We start from the raw sequence: 1,052 nt of genomic DNA on the forward strand, positions 1-1,052 counted from the left end.
CAACTGCACCTCAACGGAATCACTATTAAAATCAACAACCGTAAAATCCTATCAGGCATTGCCGAAATGATAGGTGCAGAAGACAAACTCATCGATTTTACCGTTGCCCTTGACAAGCTTGACAAAATAGGCGAGGAGGGAGTGATTAGCGAAATGCTCACCAAAGGCATTGAACAAATCGCCATAGACAAATTAAACCCTTTGTTTTCACTTTCCGGAAGCACTCAAGAACGTCTCTCAAAACTTAAGAAACTACTTTCAAATTCCTCAATAGGAATTGAAGGAGTTGACGAAGTTGAATTTGTTGTCAATACCATCAATACATTGGGTTTAAAAGCCTCAAATATAGAATTGGATGTCACCCTTGCCAGAGGACTTGACTATTACACAGGTGCCATTTTTGAAGTCACCGCACCTCAAGGTGTGCAGATGGGAAGTATAGGTGGTGGTGGCCGATATGATGACCTCACGGGGATTTTCGGCCTTAAAGGCGTGAGCGGTGTGGGTATTTCATTTGGTTTGGACAGGATTTACCTCGTGCTTGAAGAACTGGGTTTTTTCCCAAAAACCGTTGAAGAAAATACCAAAGTGCTTTTTATCAATTTTGGAAACAACGAATCTCTCTATGCCCAAAAGGCCATTACCGAATTAAGGAAAAACAAAATTGCGGCTGAGCTGTATCCTGACTCTGCCAAAATGGGCAAGCAAATGACTTATGCTGATAAAAGAAGTATTCCTTTTGTAGTATTAACAGGTGAAAGCGAAATGAGCAATAACATTTATACATTAAAAAATATGAAAACCGGTGAGCAACAGTCTGTTGATCTGGATAAGTTGATTGGGATGTTGAAATTAAAGTTAAAATAGATAAAAAAATCCTCAATGAAAATTGGGGATTTTTTTGTAGCGTGGGGGGGACTTGAACCCCCGTCCGCCTCTGGCGGATATGAATCCTCCAACTATTTTTTATAAAATGGGAGTACTTTTTCATTGATATATTTTCTTCCAATCCCGGATTTCAGCCACTTTTCTTTTTTCATGGCCTCTTTTTT

Annotated in this window: 1 protein-coding gene; it reads left to right on the plus strand. The window is 39.5% G+C overall.

Annotated features, from left to right (window positions below; genetic code table 11):
• A partial coding sequence (locus AC6F75_RS10905) for a His/Gly/Thr/Pro-type tRNA ligase C-terminal domain-containing protein (RefSeq protein WP_500715050.1) occupies positions 1-867 on the plus strand: 867 nt, incomplete at its 5' end.
• Between the last annotated feature and the right edge of the window lie 185 nt (positions 868-1,052).

It is taken from the genome of Planktosalinus sp. (assembly GCF_059864935.1).